At 39.3% G+C, this 19,754-nt stretch carries 19 protein-coding genes; 8 read left to right on the top strand and 11 right to left on the bottom strand.

The window, feature by feature from the left end; translation table 11 throughout:
• Position 1: 1 nt before the first annotated feature.
• The 8 genes from HXT48_RS03575 to HXT48_RS03540 form a co-directional block, all read right to left on the bottom strand.
• Entirely contained in the window at positions 2-190 is a 189-nt protein-coding gene (locus HXT48_RS03575; protein ID WP_041160494.1) for a hypothetical protein, read from the bottom strand.
• A 110-nt stretch (positions 191-300) separates the two neighbouring features.
• A complete protein-coding gene (locus HXT48_RS03570; protein WP_012914129.1) occupies positions 301-891 on the bottom strand; it encodes a DUF6466 family protein in 591 nt (196 codons plus the stop codon).
• A complete protein-coding gene (locus tag HXT48_RS03565; RefSeq protein ID WP_012914130.1) occupies positions 888-2,003 on the bottom strand; it encodes a vWA domain-containing protein in 1,116 nt (371 codons plus the stop codon). Before HXT48_RS03565 ends, HXT48_RS03570 begins: the two co-directional genes overlap by 4 nt.
• Entirely contained in the window at positions 2,000-3,136 is a 1,137-nt protein-coding gene (locus HXT48_RS03560; RefSeq protein ID WP_012914131.1) for a vWA domain-containing protein, read from the bottom strand. The genes HXT48_RS03565 and HXT48_RS03560 overlap by 4 nt, the downstream gene beginning before the upstream one ends.
• On the bottom strand, positions 3,136-3,663 hold the full coding sequence (locus tag HXT48_RS03555) for a hypothetical protein (protein WP_012914132.1): 528 nt from the start codon (positions 3,661-3,663) through the stop codon (positions 3,136-3,138). Before HXT48_RS03555 ends, HXT48_RS03560 begins: the two co-directional genes overlap by 1 nt.
• Position 3,664: 1 nt before the next feature.
• Positions 3,665-4,606 (bottom strand): DUF58 domain-containing protein, encoded by a 942-nt coding sequence (locus HXT48_RS03550; protein WP_012914133.1) that lies wholly within the window; start codon positions 4,604-4,606, stop codon positions 3,665-3,667.
• Positions 4,603-5,727 carry an AAA family ATPase gene (locus tag HXT48_RS03545; RefSeq protein WP_041160574.1) on the bottom strand — a complete coding sequence of 375 codons (1,125 nt, stop codon included), beginning with the start codon at positions 5,725-5,727 and terminating at the stop codon, positions 4,603-4,605. The genes HXT48_RS03550 and HXT48_RS03545 overlap by 4 nt, the downstream gene beginning before the upstream one ends.
• Before the next feature lie 90 nt (positions 5,728-5,817).
• Entirely contained in the window at positions 5,818-6,534 is a 717-nt protein-coding gene (locus HXT48_RS03540) for a uracil-DNA glycosylase (protein ID WP_004106746.1), read from the bottom strand.
• Between the two features lie 127 nt (positions 6,535-6,661).
• Here HXT48_RS03540 and HXT48_RS03535 point away from each other — a divergent pair, with 127 nt between their 5' ends.
• Positions 6,662-7,330, top strand: coding sequence for a LytR C-terminal domain-containing protein (locus HXT48_RS03535; protein ID WP_012914135.1), 669 nt, complete (start codon positions 6,662-6,664; stop codon positions 7,328-7,330).
• 200 nt (positions 7,331-7,530) lie between these two features.
• Positions 7,531-9,156, top strand: coding sequence for a chaperonin GroEL (groL, locus tag HXT48_RS03530; protein WP_102155205.1), 1,626 nt, complete (start codon positions 7,531-7,533; stop codon positions 9,154-9,156).
• A gap of 122 nt (positions 9,157-9,278) precedes the next feature.
• On the opposite strand, the gene HXT48_RS03525 is transcribed toward groL, so the two are convergent.
• Positions 9,279-9,572, bottom strand: coding sequence for a WXG100 family type VII secretion target (locus HXT48_RS03525; protein WP_004111519.1), 294 nt, complete (start codon positions 9,570-9,572; stop codon positions 9,279-9,281).
• A 52-nt stretch (positions 9,573-9,624) separates the two neighbouring features.
• On the opposite strand from HXT48_RS03525, the gene HXT48_RS03520 reads away from it, so the two are divergent.
• From HXT48_RS03520 to HXT48_RS03495, 6 genes are all read left to right on the top strand, one after another.
• Positions 9,625-10,530 carry a hypothetical protein gene (locus HXT48_RS03520; protein ID WP_012914137.1) on the top strand — a complete coding sequence of 302 codons (906 nt, stop codon included), beginning with the start codon at positions 9,625-9,627 and terminating at the stop codon, positions 10,528-10,530.
• 78 nt (positions 10,531-10,608) lie between these two features.
• Positions 10,609-11,349, top strand: a complete 741-nt coding sequence (locus tag HXT48_RS03515; RefSeq protein ID WP_004111521.1) for a response regulator transcription factor — start codon at positions 10,609-10,611, stop codon at positions 11,347-11,349.
• Between the two features lie 2 nt (positions 11,350-11,351).
• Positions 11,352-13,298: a sensor histidine kinase gene (locus HXT48_RS03510; protein WP_102155203.1), complete on the top strand. Its 1,947-nt coding sequence runs from the start codon at positions 11,352-11,354 to the stop codon at positions 13,296-13,298.
• Between the two features lie 191 nt (positions 13,299-13,489).
• A complete protein-coding gene (locus HXT48_RS03505; RefSeq protein ID WP_064621422.1) occupies positions 13,490-13,879 on the top strand; it encodes a cold-shock protein in 390 nt (129 codons plus the stop codon).
• 17 nt (positions 13,880-13,896) lie between these two features.
• On the top strand, positions 13,897-15,285 hold the full coding sequence (locus HXT48_RS03500; RefSeq protein WP_102155201.1) for a DUF3027 domain-containing protein: 1,389 nt from the start codon (positions 13,897-13,899) through the stop codon (positions 15,283-15,285).
• A 151-nt stretch (positions 15,286-15,436) separates the two neighbouring features.
• Positions 15,437-18,025 (top strand): ATP-dependent Clp protease ATP-binding subunit, encoded by a 2,589-nt coding sequence (locus HXT48_RS03495; RefSeq protein WP_012914140.1) that lies wholly within the window; start codon positions 15,437-15,439, stop codon positions 18,023-18,025.
• Positions 18,026-18,116: 91 nt separating this feature from the next.
• Here HXT48_RS03495 and HXT48_RS03490 read toward each other — a convergent pair whose 3' ends face one another.
• Both HXT48_RS03490 and HXT48_RS03485 read right to left on the bottom strand, forming a co-directional pair.
• Complete coding sequence (locus HXT48_RS03490; protein WP_119504414.1) at positions 18,117-18,800, bottom strand: DUF4190 domain-containing protein; 684 nt, start codon at positions 18,798-18,800, stop codon at positions 18,117-18,119.
• A gap of 308 nt (positions 18,801-19,108) precedes the next feature.
• The gene (locus tag HXT48_RS03485) at positions 19,109-19,249 is read right to left on the bottom strand and encodes a type IIL restriction-modification enzyme MmeI (RefSeq protein WP_421792953.1); all 141 of its coding nucleotides are present in this window, start codon (positions 19,247-19,249) and stop codon (positions 19,109-19,111) included.
• Positions 19,250-19,754: the final 505 nt, after the last annotated feature.

Here is a 19,754-nt window from a genome sequence, read left to right as displayed (position 1 = left end):
ACTATATTCCTCCGCGAATGTTATATAACGCATACGCTTGTGCAGAAATATTTTTCATACTATGACGAAAATGTTCGGCTGCAAGCCCTTGCCAATCTTCTAATTCAGTCGCTGCGGATTCTGCCATAACGCAGCGAGCGCACTCTTGAGTGCGTTGTATAAGCCATTGCCATTCGTAATATGTGTGCATAATCGTTATTACACACGTTTATTAATGAAAAGTCACTAAAAAATATTCAATGTGGTTAAAAGGTTATTAATACTTATTGCTTCGCTTATAGATAATCGTTGAAGATTTAATTACCAAGGCTTATTGCTGCTTTCATCAGTTTTAGTACGTTTTTCTGTCTTTTCTAAACCTTGCTGGTCTTCTTGATTCTGTGAAGATTGAGAATCCACATGATCGTTCTGTTTTAGCAAGTTTTCAACTTTATTGCGCTGAGCATTGCTCAATTGAGGGTTAGACGAATCTGACTGCTTTTTATCTTTAGAAGAATTGTTAGAATTATCGTTTTTAAAATGATTGTTATGCTTTTTCGGTTTCTGTTGCTTATTAGTATTGTTTTGATTCTGCTTTAATTTTTCTGTTAACTTTCGTGATAATTCAGCATTTTTGTCAATACTATTTCGAAGTTGAGGAAGCAGTATCATTTCTTGAGATTTAGCATCATCAAATTGCGCATCAGTTTGCTGTTGCTGAGTTAAAAGCACATTCTTGTCGCTATCGATACTCTTAGCAGATTTTATGTTAGAAATAAGGCTATCCGTAGCAGTATTATACGCGTATTGTGCTCTCCAATTTACGATAGCAAAATACGCTACGAATATCGCAATAATCAAGAACAAAAATGTAACAATGCGAATAATTGTGCGACTAGACATGTGCTTCATACTAATTTCCTTGAAGTTATAAACCACGACATTAATTCCCAAATTAAAAGTATCGACGCAAATATTGCAAACGGCCAAATAATTGGTTCAGGTCTCAAACGAGGTTTTGCTGTCTCGTTCATTCTCCATTGGTGTGAGAGAATTGGTTTTGCTTCGTCTCCAAATGTTACGTTTAAAGATGAGTGCATATACTTGCCGCTAAGTTCATCGGCAATATTTCGTAAGTTCTTTTCATCGAGCTTTGAAATGCCAGGATTTCCTGTAGCCGGATCAATAACCCATTGATTAGAGGTATTGTCTTCGCTGTAGTCGTCAAGTTGCAGCTGTGTTTTTTCCAAAGGTATTTTAGCTCCTTTAGATGAGCCTATTCCAATAACAAATGCGTTAGTAATATAAGCTCTGAGCGATGAAAATGTGCGGCGTTTTCGTTGAGTAGTTTCCTCACCGTCACTTAAAATATACAAAACTGTTGTATCATCTGGATGAGCATCATGTATAGTTTTTGCAGTAAGCAAAGTTTGATCTATAGGAGCGTCAAGACTAGTTCCAGTAGCTACGCTAGTTGGCTCAGTTCGTAGAGTATTTATCCAATTGTCAACTGCTCTAGCATCAGGCGTTAATGGGACATCAACAGACGTAGAAGCACCAAAAGAAATAGCAGCAAAACTTGAGTTAGCATAGGATTTTGTTATTTGATGAATAATATTCCTTGCTGCTTCAATACGCTCAATCTTACTATTTTTTGCATAATCAGCGTCTTTTGCTCTCATTGAACCTGTTATGTCTAGAGCAATAATCACATTTGTTGCATTTACTGCTCTTTGCAAAGTTGAACGCATAATACTTGGAGATAGCACGCAAATTATTAGCATTATACATATGCCAATACGTCTTAATCTCATGCAAAAAGTTTCATCACTTGATCCAGGTTTCCTACGTATAGGCACAATTTCAAAAAACATTGCTGCCAACAAAACCAATATTGCAATAATCGCAATAATCCAACCATATGACGGAGAAAAAACCAACTGACCTGCTTGAGAAGTGTCAGAAGCTTCAGTTTTAGCGTGTGCAAACAGTAGGGTAGTAGCAGAAAATAGTGTTGTTGTCATCGCTTCATCCTCTTTGCAATAGCTAGCCAAATCACAACGCTAAACACAGTAAACAAAACCCAAAGACCAGGATCGTCACTAAATGCAGACTGAGCAGCGCCTTGAGGAATTGCTGTATGTCTTTTTTCAATTTCTTTTACTAAATTAATAACAGAATCAGAATTGCGTTGAGAAAGGAAAATTCCACCATGAGATTCAATAAGCTGTTTCATTTCTAACGTAGTGTCATCATTCTCATTCTGTTTTGCGCCAGAATATAATCCGTCGACAGTAATTTTAGCTTGCTTTGTTAAATCTAAAGCTTGCTTTAATGAGTAAGTTTGTTTTCCAGAAACAACATTATCTGTAGCAAGAACAATGGAAGCACTTCTATTAAAACGGCTTTGTATTTTATGGTTATTATGAACAGAACCATAAATAAAACCTGGAAGCATTGCTGCACAACTAACTAAACCGTCTCCAATAAGCGATGTTGCGTTTTTGCGATTTTGAGTTCCTTCAAGCCAGTCAGAAATTTCCTGATATTGGCGTTGTTGTAAACGATTAATACGACTTTGCGATTGAACTCCGCCAAGCAAATTTGCAGCATACTGCAATTGTTTTTTAGCTAGTCGATAATCGTCAGTCAGTGGAAAAACTGTCCTAGATGTGGAGTTAAAAATGCTCAATCCAATGCGTTCACCCTGAAAATGCTCAATAAAATTAAGATACGCTTGAATCACTTCGCGATCATATGGTAGAGCAGAACCTGAAACGTCTAAGCATAAAACAATGTCTCTAGAACTAACTTGCTCGTTCGCATTAAACACTCGTGCTGGCCTGGAAGCAACAGCAAGCGCACTGCACAAAGATACTACCAATGCAGCCGTAGCAAACCTTCTAAACATTCGCCACATATACCATGAATGACTAGTAGTAGTTCCTTGTAGATCATTGTCAAAAGTAAAAGTATAGAATTTTCGCGTAATATTACTAGTTTGACTCTTATACTTCTTTTTTAAAATATTGCTACGAATGGAATCTAAAATTAGTAAGACAGCAAAAATTGATGCAGAAACAACAACGCCTGCAACAAAAAGCAATGGCCATTGCCATCTCCATGGCCATATGTATTCCCAAACATTATTACTCATCAACGTTTGTCCTTCGTTTGCCAGCCTTCAAGCAATACTAAAACCCATTCAGCAGCCTGCTCAACAGTAGTATTTCGCGCTTGCTCGTTTGCTTTGCGATCAGCAAATTCTGGAGGATACAAAGCAGATATTGTTTGGCGTAACATATCAGCACCTTTTTTATTGCGCCATTTCAAACGTAAAGAAGCCAATTCTCCCAAAGTGTGAGTTTGAATATCTTCACCGCTCATCTTCGAAATATAAGATCTAGCAATAGACGCCAATTTTGCACAAGCCTGATCTTTAGTAAGTTCATTGTTATGATACTTCTCAACAATCGCATCAATATCTTTACGCCAAGCTTGTTTGTTTACATTATGAACGTGAACTGCTTCTGTAGAATTGCTACTTTCAGTTAATTTTTTTGGCTTTTTAAAAGAAAAATATAAAACCGCAAAAGCAATAAAGATAACAACAAGCGATGCAGAAAGTAGTATTAAAAAAAGCGTTTCATCATGTAAAGGCTTTTGAATATCTTCCAGGCTCATTCTATTCAACCTCCTTGTTAAATGAGTCAGCAAGATAATTTGTACGGCTCACTTTTTGTGCAGAAATATGGAACACTTCTTCACTTGAAGAACCATGAATTATTGAAGATTGAACACCAAGCAGCATATCGTATAAAGCGTTTATTCTAATATTTCTACGAGCTTCGACTTCATTTTTATTTGATTCTTTTTTCAAAAACACTGGTACTTTACGTAAAGTAATTCCATCAAATATTTGCAAATCAATTGCAGCATCAAAAGGATTAATAGGAGAGACAACAATAACTACAAGCTTATGATTTTGCGTAATTTTACGCAAAGATTCAGAGTTATGAGCTTGTAATGCATACTCATCAGTTATTAAAACTACCAGACCATTATTGTCAATATTTTTTAGTAACGAAGTAAGCAACGCATCAATGTCTCTGGTATTCCTACGAGTATTAAGCAACGTATAATCTAGATTTCGCTCAAAATCAGAAAGATTACTAGCAGAATGAACATTGATAACGTTTTTTCCATCTGCACACAACAAAGAAACAGCATCATGACGTTTTAAACTCAAAGATGCAAAAAAGCATGCAGAGTTAGACGCAACTTCATACAGAGATTCTCCAGAAACACAAGCTCCATTCATATTGATGCTTGTATCTAAAGCAATCCAAGTATGAGAAGACGAAGTACGCTCTCTAGAAGACACCATAGGTTGTCCAGTTCGAGCACTCGCAGACCAATTCATCATGCGAGCTTCATCTCCTGGCTGCCACGCGTGTATGTCAATAACATCACCTGTGCCAAAACGTCTGTGCGAAGGATGGTCTCCCTCTAATAAGCCTAAAGCTTTACGCGCAATAGGCAAATCAATTCGCTGATCCAAAAGCTCAATTTTGCGACGCACGGCTTTAGCAGGTTCAGATAATACTAACCGCTTCGTACGCATCATGGCACAGGAACCGTCTTAACTAATGCATCAATTACTTGATCTGTAGTAATAGAATCAGCTAAAGCTTCAAAAGTTAAAAGTATGCGATGCCTTAACACTTCATGCGCAAACAATTTAATATCTTCAGGTATCACATAATCGCGTCCAGAAAGTAAAGCGTGAGCTTGAGCAATACGAATAAGTGCAATTGATGCACGAGGGCTAGCTCCCATACGAACCAATGAATTAATCGTAGGAAGTGGATGCGTACCTTCACCACGAGAAGTGGCAACAAGATCAACTACATACTTCATAACTGCTTCAGAAACGTGTATGTGACGCGCTGCAGTACGCATAAAAACAACATCTTGCAAACTTATGCGTTGAGTATTTAGCTTTGAAGGATCAACGACATCCAATCCTCGTTGAGTAAGTAATTGCAGCATACGAACTTCCTCGTCAGGATTAGGGTAAGTCATAACTGCTTTTACCATAAAACGATCCATCTGGGCTTCTGGAAGATTAAATGTTCCTTCTTCCTCAATTGGATTTTGCGTAGCAATAACCATAAATGGTTGAGGCAGAGGAATTCTTTCGCCTCCAATAGTTGTTGCTCCTTCTGCCATAGCTTCAAGCATTGCAGATTGAGTTTTTGCGTTTGAACGATTAATCTCATCCAACAAAATAACATTTGCATGGATAGGACCAATTTGCGTAGTAAAATGTTGGGAAGCAAAATCAAAAACTTGAGTACCAACTAAATCTGCTGGCATTAAATCCGGAGTACACTGCACACGACGGAAACTACCTGACATAGCTGTTGCAAGAGTTTGAGCAGCAGTAGTTTTTGCGAGACCTGGTACTGATTCAATAAGAATGTGTCCGCCTGCAATAAGAGTAAGAATAAGAGACTCTCGTAAAGCGTCTTGACCGACTAAGGTTTGTGCAAAACGTGCGCGCAAAATATTTGCAATTTGTTGGCAACGACGTATGTCATCACTCGAAATAGTTGCAGTGACTTGCGCACTTGTATTAGAAACAGCAGACGGCTGAGGTACAGCTGATCCAATGCCAAGCTTAGAAGCAATTGAAGTTTTATCGGTTAACGGTTTCTTCTGTGGTTGCGGTGGAAATAATGCCATAAGAGACATTTTAACCGATATGCAGTACTGACATGTTCAAAAATGGCATTTTTATTGTCTTTATAAGATAATTTGCAATATTTAAGACAATTAGATTTCTTGAGAATCTAGGGACCAATTAATTGGCGAAACTCCCATATTAATTAAGGCCTGATTAGCTCTTGAAAATGGATGCGATCCAAAGAATCCTCGCATTGCAGAAAGAGGGCTTGGGTGCGCTGATGTAATAAGAGTTGCATTCGTCAGCAAAGGAGCCAAACTTTGCGCATTACGACCCCATAAAATAGCTACAAGCGGCAATGGATTACCATTGCAATCAGTTCTATTGTTTAATGCTCGAATAGCTGCATCGGTTACAGGCTCCCAACCTTTTCCTTGGTGGCTATTTGCCTTACCGGCCTCAACAGTTAAACATCTGTTAAGAAGCATCACACCCTGCCTGGTCCACGGTGTTAGATCTCCACTTTTTGGAGTTTCTACACCTAAATCGTTTACTAATTCTTTATAAATGTTTATGAGACTTTTTGGCAGTGGGCGCACTTTTGCAGCTGTGCAAAAACTTAAGCCTACTGGATGGCCCGGCGTTGGATATGGATCCTGGCCAACAATTAAAACTTTAATGCTTTTTAGTGGAATAGAAAAAGCACGCAAAATGTTGTGGCTAGCAGGAAGAATATGATGTCCGCTTTCTATCTGCTCTCGCAAAAATACTCCCATTGCGCGTATTTGTGGCTCAACTGGCTTTAATGCTTCAGCCCAATCAGGATCCATTAGCTCGTTTAAGGGTTTAATATTTTGAGGATTCATATTGCTACTGTATGTCAAGGCATACCATAAAAGGAAATCAATCAAATTTTCTAAATTTGTGCTTTGTGCTAAGCATTAGATAGTATAGATTCATTATTGTTTAAATGATTTTATAAGGAGTGCAATTATGGCGCGAAATAATCAGAACGTGTCGTATACGCCTGATGCTTTTGATGAGCCACCAGAGGGACCGATTGGAGTTCATCGTGGAAATCCTGCGTGGTATGCCGTAATACTTCCTTATTTTGTTGCATTAATTGTTGCAGCGGTTGTTGGTGTTTTGGTTTGGGCTATCGCTTCTGGCGAAATCTCACATCTTCCGTTGCCTTGGAATCATCAGCAACAATCATCTCAATCAGCATCGCCTTCTAAGACTTCTGAAAACAAAAAGTCGGTTAAAAGCGACGAAGATAAATCTTCTGAAGGCGGAGATGACGACGATAATAAATCTGAAGAAAATAAATCAGATAGGAAAGATGCTGGTGACTCTAAGGATAATTCAGCAAATGATTCTAAGACGCAAACTTCACTAGATAAATCAGTTGCTGTGAAAGTTCTTAACGCAACCAAGATAAGCGGTCATGCTGCTGCTGGAGCAGATAAGTTAAAGCAAGCGGGATACGCAAATGTGACAGCTGGGAATCCAACTGGTAAAGTCCCAGGCGAGTCTGTTGTTTGGTATAAAGACGATTCACAAAAAGCTGCAGCTGAAGATATTGCAAAGACTTTAGGTATTAGTGCTGTCGAAAATGAAAAACAAATCGTTTCTCCGATTGTAGTTGTGCTTTGCAAGTAATATTTTTAGCATAAAAATAACCGGTTAGAATTATTTTCTAACCGGTTTTTATGTATAAACGCCAAAAAAGTTGGCACTCGGGTACATAGAGTGCTAATCTTCAAATTAGCACTCAAGCCTTGAGAGTGATAATAAGCAGCTGACGGCTTATTACTCAAGATTGCAGTGAAAAGTTCATAAATAACGTATGTGGAGGAACTATGGCAAAGATTATTGCCTACCAGGAAGACGCCCGTCAGGGTATGCTCGCCGGTTTGGATAAGCTTGCAGACACTGTTAAAGTTACACTTGGTCCAAAGGGTCGCAACGTTGTATTAGATAAGACTTACGGTGCACCAACTATCACAAATGATGGCGTTTCTATCGCTAAGGAAATCGATCTTGAAGATCCATACGAGCGTATTGGCGCCGAACTTGTTAAGGAAGTAGCTAAGAAGACTGATGATGTTGCAGGCGACGGTACTACAACTGCTACTGTTTTGGCACAGTCTTTGGTGCATGAAGGTTTGAAGAATGTTGTTGCAGGAAGCAACCCAATCGCTCTTCGCCGCGGCATCGAAAAGGCTGCTGAAGCAATCGTCAAGGAATTGCTTGCTTCTGCAAAGGATGTTGAGACCAAGGAACAGATTGCTGCTACTGCTACGATTTCTGCAGCTGATCCTGAAGTTGGCGAAAAGATCGCTGAAGCTTTGGATAAGGTCGGTCAGGATGGTGTTGTCACAGTTGAAGACAACAACAAGTTTGGTCTTGACTTGGACTTCACTGAAGGTATGCGCTTTGATAAGGGCTATATTTCCCCTTACTTCGTCACTAACGCTGACGATCAAACTGCTGTTCTTGAAGATCCATACATTTTGCTCACTTCTGGCAAGGTTTCAAGCCAGCAGGATATCGTCCACATCGCTGAGCTTGTTATGAAGTCTGGCAAGCCATTGCTTATTATTGCTGAAGATGTTGATGGTGAAGCATTGCCAACACTTGTTTTGAACAAGATTCGTGGCACTTTCAACACTGTTGCTGTTAAGGCTCCAGGATTCGGCGATCGTCGTAAGGCTATGCTCCAAGATATGGCTATTTTGACCGGTGCACAGGTTGTTTCTGACGACCTTGGCTTAAAGCTCGATTCTATCGACGCTTCTGTGTTTGGTCACGCAGCTAAGGTTATTGTTTCTAAGGATGAAACAACTATCGTTTCTGGTGCTGGATCTAAGGAAGATGTTGATGCTCGCGTGGCTCAGATTCGCGCAGAAATCGAGAACACTGATTCCGATTACGATCGCGAAAAGCTTCAGGAGCGTCTTGCTAAGCTTGCTGGCGGCGTTGCTGTTATTAAGGTTGGCGCTGCTACTGAAGTTGAAGCTAAGGAGCGTAAGCATCGTATTGAAGATGCAGTTCGTAACGCTAAGGCTGCTATTGAGGAAGGTTTGCTTCCAGGCGGTGGCGTAGCTTTGGTTCAGACTGCTGCAAAGATTGAAAAGTCTCAAGCAATCACAGAGCTTAAGGGTGAAGAAGCGACGGGTGCTGCAATCGTGTTCCGCGCTGTAGAAGCTCCAATCAAGCAGATTGCTCAGAACTCTGGCGTTTCTGGAGATGTTGTGCTCAACAAGGTGCGTGAGCTTCCAGAAGGCGAAGGCTTCAACGCTTCAACCAACACTTACGAAGATTTGATGGCTGCTGGCGTTACTGACCCAGTTAAGGTAACTCGTTCTGCTCTACAGAACGCTGCTTCTATTGCAGGTTTGTTCTTAACCACTGAAGCTGTGGTTGCTAACAAGCCAGAAAAACCAGCTGCAGCACCACAAGCTGGTGCCGACATGGGCTACTAAATTAAAAGTTGTAAAAATTTTATAGCTGAATAGCTCATAGACTGAATAGCTCATAGTAAATGGCGGTATGCTCGCAAATGAAGTATACCGCCATTTATATTTCATTAGATTATTCAGACTATTCAGCCCATTCCAAATAGGGAAGTAGCTTGAGCTTCCGCATCAAGATACACTCCTGACGCATGTTGCATAGCTTGCTGAATTGCTTCTAATGATTGCTCCATTTGTTGTTGCGCCGCTCGCCACTGCTGAGCGGTCGACGCAAATTGTGTAGCCGCCGATCCAGTCCACACGCTCTGCAATTGCTGTAAATTGGTATACATCCCGTTGACTGCATCTCTAATTGCACTAACCGAGGTTCCAACGGCTGCCGCAGCCTGCTGAATTTGCTCTGAATCAACTCGAAATTGTGCCATATTTCCCCTCCATTTGTTTTGCGTCTAAATAAACGCTTTTTTATAAATTATTTTGCGAAACATTCCAAATAAATTAAGCAAAGATTTTTATAATGCTACTTTTACTTGTGTGATGTCACGCTATTATGAATATATGCCATCAAAAAACTACGAAAAAGATTTATGCACCAATGTGGTTAAAAGCTTAGCTTGCACGCGTATTGCAAATTTTAACTACCAGCATTCTCATTCAAAACTATTTTTAGCTAAACGCGTATTGCTTTTATTAATGGCATTTTTATTTAGTTTTTCTTTTATTCTTCCAACTCTTCCAATAAATTCGCTCATATTTTTACCTTTAAATAGAGTAAATACAATTAATGCATATGCTGAAAGCAATGAGCAAAATTCTGGAATAGTTGCAACAGACTCAATAACAGACACAGAAAATTTGCTTGGGGATTCTGTCAGTAAAGTTGCTGACATGATTGAGACAACAAAAAAGCGTACAGGAGTAAATGTTAGGCTCTTATATTTGTCTACTTTTGGAAATACAAAAAATTCATCAAAATGGGCTAGTGATTTGTTGATTAGTACGCTTCCAGCTAAAAATACTGTGCTGCTTGCAGTAGCAACTCATGATGGAAGATTAGTTGTAGCTGTTTCGCCTAATTCCGATGAATGGCTCAAAAATAAAAATACTGTAGACTTGTTATCCGATGCAGCTTATAAGCCATTAGTAAGCACAACTGGAACGCATTGGGATCAATCTGCAATAATGATGATGAAACAAATAATGCGTGCAAAACGTACGTCAACAACTTCTTCTGCAAGTCTTATTTCTACAATTATTATGCTATTAATATTGTTGGCATTATTCTCAATAGTCGCGATTATTCTGTTTAGAAAGAATCGCATACAACGTCAAATACTTGCTGGTGTTAGAAAAGCTCGTAGAAGGCACGCTCGTCACAGGTAGACAAAAATATTCGATAACTTGTTTTATTTTCAGCAATTATTCAGGAAACATTCAGCTTGATAAGTGATGCTAATCAATATGAGTAAGAACGTTGAAGCATCTATTGTCGTGGTCGATGACGAGCCATCAATCCGTGAACTTTTGGTAGCATCTTTGCATTTTGCTGGGTTTGAAGTAGAAACTGCTGCATCCGGCTCAGAAGCTGTTGAAGTAATTGAACGAGTAAATCCAAATCTTATCGTTATGGATGTTATGCTCCCAGATATTGATGGTTTTACTGTTACGAGGCGTATTCGTCAAAATGGAATTAAAGTTCCTGTATTGTTCCTAACTGCAAGAGACGATACACAAGATAAAATTATGGGTCTAACCGTTGGTGGAGATGACTACGTTACAAAGCCATTCAGCTTGGAAGAAGTAGTGGCAAGAATACGAGCAATTCTTCGCAGAACACAAGAACCTGATGAAGAAACTCATATTATAAAAGTTGCGGATCTTGAGATTAACGAGGATTCTCATGACGTAACTCGATGTGGCGTGCCAATCGAACTTAGCCCAACTGAATACAAACTACTTCATTATCTTATGGACAATGAAGGTCGAGTTCTGTCAAAAAGCCAGATTTTGAATCACGTATGGCAGTACGATTGGGGCGGAGACGCAGCAATCGTTGAATCTTATATTTCTTATTTAAGAAAGAAGATTGATGGCATTGAAATTACTGATGATTCAGGAAAACAGCAAAAAGTAGTTCCTCTTATTGAAACTAAACGTGGCATCGGTTATATGATTCGAGAGCCTAAGGCAGGTCAAGCCTGATCATGCAATCTAGTAATAATAACTACAATAACGCTGAATCAACTATTAGCAACAGCACAAATAATAACTCTAAAGATGATTCAGATGTTAGAACTGCTGGAAAAAGTGTTGCGATAGAGCTAAGTGAAAATAACAAAAAAAACAAAAAGCCTCGTAAAACCTGCTGGCTACGTCGTCGCATAAATGCAATACCACTGAGTACGCGTTTAGTTGCATGTACTCTTGCTATTTTAACTGTAGCCGCTTTTTGCATATCACTATCAATTCAGCAGCTCGTAGGAAATTATTTGCTAGAAAAAACTGATGTACAATTAGCAAGTCAAGCGCAATTTGTTTATGACAATGTTGATTCATTGCGCATGAAAAACTCAAATCAATCTTCAGTAGGTCCAAATAATTACTTTATGCAAGTTAGAGATACGCATAATAAAATTATTTCTACTCCATTAATACCAATTAAAGGATCGGTTGTTTCGGTTCCTAAACTTCCTGCAGACGGTTTTGATAGTAAAAAAATTGTTACCCACAAGCCTTACACAGCACCTGCAATCGTCAAGGGGAATACTAATAAAGTCGATGCAATCACTAAAAAGGCTGCAACAGCTCCATGGAGAGTTTTAGTATTAACGTGGGGTCAAAAAAATAGCTATAATTCAGAGTTAAGTGTTAGCGGTTATGTCTATATTGCTTTATCTCTTAGCGATCAAATTGATACCGTTAGCACACTTACTCGTTACTGTATAATGGTGAGTATTGCAGTTATTTTGTTTGGAGCAGTATTTTCAGCAATTATTATTCAATCAGCTTTAAGACCGTTAAAACGAATTGAAAAAACAGCTTCAAAAATTGCTTCTGGAGATTTAAGCAAACGAGTTCCATCTGCTCCTGAAAATACTGAGGTTGGATCTTTAGCAGCTTCTCTTAATTCTATGCTTGCTCGTATTGAAAGAGGATTTAATGAGCAAGAAGATATGACAGAAAAAATGAAGCGATTCGTTTCAGATGCAAGTCATGAATTACGTACTCCATTAGCTGCAATTCATGGATATGCTGAGTTATATACAATGTGGCGCAACATGCCAGGAGAGCAGGAGAGAGCAGATGACTCTATTGCCCACATTAAGGCTTCTAGCGAGAGAATGACTGAACTAGTAGAAGATTTGCTTTCTTTGGCGCGTTTTGATGAGGGTCGTGGAATTAATATTTCACAGCAAGTTAGCTTATCTCCAATACTTTCTGACGCGGCTAATGATCTACATGCTCTTGATCCTGCTAGATCCGTTCAACAAGGCTATTTAACTATTTCGGATGAGTGGAAGCTTATGAGTTGCACAAATTGCGATTTTGAGCGTAAGCTCCAATTCCATGTTGGTACACTTCCAACTGTTACGCTACTCGGTGATGGTGCTAGATTACGCCAAGTAATGACAAATATCGTAGGAAATATTCATAGATACACCCCTGTTGATTCTCCTGTAGAAATTGCAGTAGGAGTTATGAAGGCGTCTATAACTCCAAATGAATTATCTAAATTACCTTCTGTAAAAGAATCACTGAAGGAGTTTTTGGAAGCAGCGGAAGTCAGCCAATCTACTGATACGGGTCATAAGTATGCTGTAATTCGAGTTGTTGACCATGGCCCTGGAGTTCCAGAAGAATCATTGTCTAGAATTTTTGAGCGTTTCTATATTGCTGACCCATCAAGAGCTAGAGAAAAAGGTGGAACTGGCTTGGGTATGGCAATTGCGCAATCTGTAGTAAAAGCACATCATGGTTTTATTTGCGCAACTATATCTTCTCCATTAGAAGCATCGACCAATTCTAAAACTAATCTTGATGACACTATGGATGGGTCTGAGCAAATAGATGTTAAAGCTCATGGCCTAACTCTTACTGTAGTTCTGCCAGTTAATGAAATCGATGAGCCTTCTAAAATTGTTAACGATTAAAATATTGGCATTAGCAACACTTGCGTAGGTTAAAAAAATTTTATTGCCCGCGTGTATGCGCTACAATGTAATAAGGAAACAAGTAATAACAATATTTGGTACACTATCTATAAACCTATCGCATATGCTGATACTTTATGCCTTGTGCACTTCAGCGTGCGAAATGAGAATTATTTGGAGTGAGGTGTGTTATGCCCAATGGGCGCGTGCGTTGGTACGATACGCAGAAGGGGTACGGCTTTATTGTTGGAGATGATGGTAAGGATGTTTTCTTGCCAGCAGCAGCATTGCCAGTTACTGTAAAAACTTTACACAAGGGTACACGAGTTGAGTTTTCTGTAATTGAAGGTCGCAAAGGACCACAGGCTATGGGCTTGAATGTTATTGCAACAGCACCATCGCTTGTAAAGGCTACTCGTCCTAAAGCCGAAGATATGGCAGCTATTGTAGAAGATCTTATTAAGCTTCTTGATTCTGCTGGTAATGGTTTGCGTCGACGTCATTACCCATCAACTGTTGAAAGCAAAAAACTTGCTACATTGTTGCGTGCAGTGGCAGATAATTTTGACGTTCAGGAATAGTGTCTGGAATATTATTTATGACTGATGAAGTGATGGATCCACAAGAACTAGCTAGAAGTATAGCTGTGGAAACTTCAGAACGTACTGATGCAGTAGGAGATTTTGTATCTTCTATAGAGCTTGGCGACGGAGTTACAGACTTTCGTTTCGTAAGCAATTTAGTTGGGTATGAAGGCTGGCAGTGGTCAGTTACGTTGTATCATGATGAAGAAACGCAACGTTGGACCGTGAACGAATCAACGCTTGTTCCTACTGAAAATTCTTTGCTTTCACCACCATGGATTCCGTGGAAAGACCGCTTGAAACCAAGTGATCTTTCTGTAATGGACTCTATTGGCACATCTGAAGACGATTCTCGACTAGAAGATGGCTTCCGTCAAGTAAATAATATTGATGATAATAATTCTGAAAAGAATATAGAATCAGCAAATTCAGATGATTATTCTGAGTCTAAAACTGAAGATGACGCTAAAGCTAATACTAGCGAAGAAGATGCAGACACAAACGCAAACGCAGAAAAAGATATTAATCAAAATCAAGAATCTTGCGATGCAAATAATGATTTTGACGAAGATCTTGAAGAAGCTGTTTCAACGCTAAGACTGTCTCGCAGACGAGTAATGACTGCGGAAGCAATTTCGCAAACAGCTAAACGCTGGTACGCAGGTCAACATGGCCCAAAGTCGTTATCTACAAAAATTGCCGATGGCAAAGCATGTTCATCATGCGGATTCCTCATTCCTCTAGCTGGAAGTTTAGGCTCTATGTTTGGCGTATGCGCAAACATGTGGAGCCCAGACGATGGGCGAGTTGTATCGCTTGATCATGCTTGTGGTGAGCATTCTGACATTGAACCACCTGAGCCATCGCAGCTTTGGATTCAATCTGAACCTGCATACGACGATTATCATATTGACATTTTGCAACAAGCTCCACGAGATGAGCGAGCAGACGTTGAGCTTATTGAGGAAGCAATCGAAGACAGTAAGATGCATCGTCGTAAGCGCAGAAAATTAGATTCAAAATTGCGCAACAAAAAAGAAGCCTCAACAGACAAAGATGAACAAAATAATTTATCTGAATCTGATTTAATAGACAATTCAACTATTGACGAAAAATCATATGAAAATAATGATGACAAAAATCGCGAAATTGAAGTTGAAAATCAAACTGAAAAAATTGAAGAGACTGTAGCTAATGAATCTGAAAAATTTGAAAAATCCCAAAAAGATACAGATTATCCTGATTCTTCAGAAGTAAACTTAGTAGACGAAAATTCTGTTACAGAAGAAATACCGTTAACAGGAAAAGTGGAAGAGTCACAAGAATCTGAAGACACTTCAAAAACTACAGCATCCACATCAATGCGATTATATAAAAGAAAATCTCGCAGACAACATAAGTAATTATGCAAGAAACGAGAATATGAATATTTAGGTTCATCATTCATGATTATTGTGATGCTATGGAATGCTGTACGAATGAATAAATATATACGACGCTTCGCGTCATGGCGACTCGTTACCATGGAATGAAAGAAAAGAACGGAAGGTAGTTATGTTTGAACGGTTCACTGATCGCGCACGACGCGTGATTGTGCTAGCTCAGGAAGAGGCTCGCTCACTTCAGCACAATTATATTGGTACTGAGCATATTTTGCTCGGGCTTATTCGCGAAGGTGAGGGCATTGCCGCGAAAGCGTTAAGCTCAAAAGGCGTAGGCCTAGAAGGCACTCGCAAACAGGTTGAAGAGATGATCGGCAAAGGCACTGTTTCGCCTGCTGGTCATATTCCTTTTACGCCTCACGCTAAGCAAGTGCTTGAACTGAGTTTGCGCGAAGCTCTTCAGCTTGGTCACAGTTATATTGGTACTGAGCATATTTTGCTCGGGCTTATACGCGAAGGCGAAGGTGTGGGCACGCAAGTACTTATAAAGATGGAAGTTGATCTTGGAGACTTGCGAAGCACTACTGTTGATTTAATTCGTGGAGATAATGCTCCTAATGGTAGCGAGAAGGGCGAGTTAGCTAATGCTGGAAGTGTGCAAGATAAGCGAAATCAATCCGGCTCTGCTCTTCTTGATCAATTTGGACGCAATTTAACATTTGAAGCTCAAGAAGGAAAGCTTGATCCTGTTATAGGTCGTTCTGAAGAAATTGAACGCGTTATGGTTGTACTTAGCCGACGCACGAAGAATAATCCTGTGCTTATTGGAGAGCCTGGAGTTGGTAAGACTGCAGTTGTAGAAGGTCTCGCACAGAAAATCGTTGAAGGCGATGTGCCGGAAACGTTAAAAAATAAGCAAGTTTATTCTCTAGACTTAGGTTCAATGATTGCAGGATCTCGCTACCGTGGCGATTTCGAAGAGCGCTTGAAAAAAGTGCTTAAAGAAATTAAAACACGCGGCGATATTGTGCTTTTTATTGATGAGATTCACACTATTGTTGGAGCAGGTTCTGCTGATGGAGCTCTTGGTGCATCCGATATGCTTAAACCAATGCTTGCGCGTGGAGAGCTACAGACAATTGGTGCTACTACTACTGACGAGTATCGCAAGTATATTGAAAAAGATGCTGCTTTGGAGCGTCGTTTCCAGCCGATTCAAGTTCCAGAACCTACAATTGCTGAAACAATCGAGATTCTTAAAGGATTGCGTTCTCGCTACGAAAATCACCATCATGTAACTATTACCGATGGAGCTTTACAGTCTTCTGCTGAGCTTTCTGATCGTTACATTCAAGATCGTCACCTTCCAGATAAGGCTATTGATCTTATTGATGAAGCTGGTGCGCGCTTGCGTATTAAGCGCTTGACTCAGCCGCCTGAGCTCAAAGAATTAAACCATAAGATTGCTAAGATTTCTGAAAAGAAAGATGAAGCAATCAAGCAGCAAGATTTTGAAGAAGCTGCCAATCTTCGCGACGATCAAGAAAAGCTTGAGAATGAAGCTGCAGAGAAGGAAAAGGCTTGGCGCGAAGGCGAGTCTAATGTCAAGATGGTTGTTGATGAAGACATGATTGCTTCCGTTGTTTCAAGCACTACAGGCATTCCTGTAGTAAAGCTTACTCAAGCGGAATCACAGAAGCTTCTTCAAATGGAATCTGAACTTCACAAGCGTATTGTTGGTCAAGATGAAGCTGTGTCTGCTTTAGCTCGCTCGATTCGTCGTGCTCGAGTTGGTTTGAAGGATCCTAAACGTCCTTCTGGATCGTTTATTTTTGCTGGTCCTACTGGAGTTGGTAAAACTGAGCTTGCCAAGGCGCTTGCAAACTTCTTGTTTGATGACGATAATGCCTTAATCAGAGTTGACATGTCAGAGTTTGCAGAAAAGTATGCTGCGTCTAGGCTTTTCGGTGCTCCTCCTGGATATGTTGGATATGAAGAAGGTGGCGAGCTTACTGAAAAAGTTCGCAGAAAGCCATTCTCTGTGGTGCTTTTCGACGAGATTGAAAAAGCTCATCCAGATATTTTCAACACGCTTTTGCAAGTACTCGATGACGGTCACTTAACAGACGGTCAGGGTAGAAAAGTGGACTTTAAGAATACGATTATTATTCTTACCACCAATCTTGGTACTCGCGATATTGCGAAGGCTGCAAATACTGGCTTTACACTTGGAAATAACGCTGATTCCACGTATCAGCGCATGAAAGATCAGGTTAATTCTGAGCTTAAGCGTCATTTCCGTCCAGAGTTCTTAAACCGTTTGGACGACACTATTGTGTTCCGTCAGCTTACGGAGCCAGAAGTTCGTCAAATTGTTGACATGGACGTGAAGTTGCTTAACGACAGGCTGTTTGATCGTCACATGTCTCTAGAAATTACGGATGCCGCTAAGAATTTGCTTGCACAGAAAGGCTTCGATCCTTTGCTTGGTGCACGTCCGTTGCGTCGCGTAATTCAGCGAGATATTGAGGATACTATTTCTGAAAAGATTTTGCTTGGTGAACTTTCTGACGGCGAACACATTAAGGTGGATGCTGAAGGCGAAGGATTGCTGGGGGAGTTCACAATTAAAGGCGAAAAGTTTGAGACAATAGACACAACTGCTGCTGTTGCTACTGAAGAAAATAAGTCTGAAGAAAATAAATCTGAGGATAATAAGTCTGAAGATAGCGAAAAAGAAGATAGCAATAAGAATAAGTAAAGTTACACAATAACTAACTGAATACACTAAAAGCCCGGCGCGTAAACTCGTCGGGCTTTTTGTTTGAATAAATTTTATAAAAACGTATAAATTACTTAGCAGTTGTGTCAGACGCAGTGCACATTACATTAGCAGAAGTTCCAGTTGCGCTCTTATGAGACACTTCTTTGCCATCAACAGTAATTGAACATTCAACTTTGTAATTGTCTGGCGTTGGATTATCAACGTCTATTTTTGGCGATGCCATGATTGTCCAATCCTTTTGAGCATCCTTGCCAGTAAAGACTTTCTCCCAAACACCATTATTTGTGCTTTCATTGCTGTTAGAACCAGAAACTAATAAGTTAATATCAGTTGGAGCAGTGCCCTTAACTTGAATCTTCATCTCTTTAGCATTCTCATTGGCAATACCTTTTGCCATATTGTCTAGCTTTTTACTTGCTTTATCTAAGCCAGACTTAGCTTTATCTATAGAAGCACTAAAACTTGCTTGCATAGATAAAGTAATTACTATTGAAAGGATACCTAGAACAAGACCAGCGATTACCATTCCATGACCACGCTTGTGTCCTTTTTTACCAGTTGATTTCCAAGAGCATCCAGCAAAAATTATAGCAAGAATTCCAAGCACAAAGCACATATTATTAATAATTGGAACTACAGAAAATACAATGCTAATAATACCCAATACAAGCGCAGATACTCCAAGCCCACTCAAATGCTTGTTATTGTTATCATTATTCACTGGAGACATTTCCATATTCTCCCCATTCATCTTTCTTCCTTTCTTAATTCGATTTGAAAATTATGCAAAATTAGAGTCAGCCCCAAAATTTGCATACAACACAATAAAGTTTATTCACTTAAAAAAAAAAGCAATATTTTTTTCGAACTATGTGGATAAAAGGTTCAGTTACGAGTTTCACAATTCAACTGCGTATTGTTTCAGAAGAATGAATATGCTAGAAGGTCACACAAAACTTGTGACCCTCTGCTAACAGCAATCAACACTTCTTAATATAAATCCTGACTTGTAGAAACTACAGATTTGTTTTTAGTTTTGTGGGTTTGTTTATATTAAATTCATTCCTTAGTCATGTGAATATAGGATTTGAAGAGAATTTCTAGGCGCTCGTCGTTATTAGTGCAAGGCTTTGTAGCACCTAAAGCAACATCTACTATTTTATCTAGCTCGTTGTGAGCTTTGCGCAAATCTGGAGGCATGTAGGTCGGTCTAGTTTCTTAACTCTTGTGTGCAATGAAACTTTTCCTTCTGAACTCTGAAACTATTGCTTTCTGTGTTATATATCCCAACACTCACCATGTTGAGACAATCGTGTTGCTTTCCAAACTAGATTCAAAGAAATATATTAGTGTAGAACTTCCGATGGATGATATGGACTTAACAAGTGCCGAAAGTAAAGCAACCTATAAATAAATTCAAAACTATGTTTTTAAGAAGCTTGGATTTAAGGTATCTAATTTATATATAGCACAAGTAAAAGAAAAATGTGGAATTAAAGAAAGAGAAAATTATAATAAACCTAAAAGAGAAGACTTAAAACAACCAATTTGTCCAATAGAAAAAGAAGAGGCAATAAAAGATGCGTTTAGATATTTTCAGATGATCTAATAGATGTTTGCTAAAGCTAAAATTTCAAAATTAGTATTTGAAAATGTTTAAGTTTAGTATCCTATTAATAATTAAATATTGAATAGAGTAAGTCTA

This window comes from Gardnerella sp. KA00127, assembly GCF_049244125.1.
Lineage (GTDB): Bacteria > Actinomycetota > Actinomycetes > Actinomycetales > Bifidobacteriaceae > Bifidobacterium > Bifidobacterium swidsinskii.
This window is presented reverse-complemented; position numbering and strand designations above follow the sequence as displayed.

Coding starts and splice junctions, on each gene's coding strand:
- HXT48_RS03500 (WP_102155201.1), top strand. CDS start 13,897: ATGACTGATGAAGTGATGGATCCACAAGAACTAGCTAGAAGTATAGCT.
- HXT48_RS03575 (WP_041160494.1), bottom strand. CDS start 190: ATGCACACATATTACGAATGGCAATGGCTTATACAACGCACTCAAGAG.
- HXT48_RS03485 (WP_421792953.1), bottom strand. CDS start 19,249: ATGCCTCCAGATTTGCGCAAAGCTCACAACGAGCTAGATAAAATAGTA.
- HXT48_RS03565 (WP_012914130.1), bottom strand. CDS start 2,003: ATGACAACAACACTATTTTCTGCTACTACCCTACTGTTTGCACACGCT.
- groL (WP_102155205.1), top strand. CDS start 7,531: ATGGCAAAGATTATTGCCTACCAGGAAGACGCCCGTCAGGGTATGCTC.
- HXT48_RS03560 (WP_012914131.1), bottom strand. CDS start 3,136: ATGAGTAATAATGTTTGGGAATACATATGGCCATGGAGATGGCAATGG.
- HXT48_RS03495 (WP_012914140.1), top strand. CDS start 15,437: ATGTTTGAACGGTTCACTGATCGCGCACGACGCGTGATTGTGCTAGCT.
- HXT48_RS03570 (WP_012914129.1), bottom strand. CDS start 891: ATGAAGCACATGTCTAGTCGCACAATTATTCGCATTGTTACATTTTTG.
- HXT48_RS03555 (WP_012914132.1), bottom strand. CDS start 3,663: ATGAGCCTGGAAGATATTCAAAAGCCTTTACATGATGAAACGCTTTTT.
- HXT48_RS03540 (WP_004106746.1), bottom strand. CDS start 6,534: ATGAATCCTCAAAATATTAAACCCTTAAACGAGCTAATGGATCCTGAT.
- HXT48_RS03525 (WP_004111519.1), bottom strand. CDS start 9,572: ATGGCACAATTTCGAGTTGATTCAGAGCAAATTCAGCAGGCTGCGGCA.
- HXT48_RS03545 (WP_041160574.1), bottom strand. CDS start 5,727: ATGGCATTATTTCCACCGCAACCACAGAAGAAACCGTTAACCGATAAA.
- HXT48_RS03505 (WP_064621422.1), top strand. CDS start 13,490: ATGCCCAATGGGCGCGTGCGTTGGTACGATACGCAGAAGGGGTACGGC.
- HXT48_RS03490 (WP_119504414.1), bottom strand. CDS start 18,800: ATGAATGGGGAGAATATGGAAATGTCTCCAGTGAATAATGATAACAAT.
- HXT48_RS03515 (WP_004111521.1), top strand. CDS start 10,609: ATGAGTAAGAACGTTGAAGCATCTATTGTCGTGGTCGATGACGAGCCA.
- HXT48_RS03510 (WP_102155203.1), top strand. CDS start 11,352: ATGCAATCTAGTAATAATAACTACAATAACGCTGAATCAACTATTAGC.
- HXT48_RS03535 (WP_012914135.1), top strand. CDS start 6,662: ATGGCGCGAAATAATCAGAACGTGTCGTATACGCCTGATGCTTTTGAT.
- HXT48_RS03550 (WP_012914133.1), bottom strand. CDS start 4,606: ATGATGCGTACGAAGCGGTTAGTATTATCTGAACCTGCTAAAGCCGTG.